Genomic DNA, 238 nt, shown 5'->3' on the forward strand with positions numbered 1-238 from the left:
CAGGATGTTTCTGATCACCTGCCTCAAACGATCCGTTGACTCCAGTTCATTTGTAACCGGTTTTTCATAGGTACTGTTTGAAGAGGTCGTGTATTCTATGATTTGTCTACTGGTCACTTTCCTATCAATCATACCGTCAATAAAAAAAATAGCAGCGTTAACTCCTGTTTTTAGCACGAAATGACGTACGACCAGATCATCACAATCCCGAAGTTGCAGCTTAATGAGAGCTTCATTT

Annotated in this window: 1 protein-coding gene; it reads right to left on the minus strand. The window is 40.3% G+C overall.

Annotated elements, in window-relative coordinates; genetic code table 11:
- The coding region (locus SB775_RS33625) for a spore germination protein (RefSeq protein ID WP_410865640.1) at positions 1-238 on the minus strand (238 nt) is incomplete at both ends.

Source organism: Peribacillus sp. SIMBA_075 (assembly GCF_046534585.1).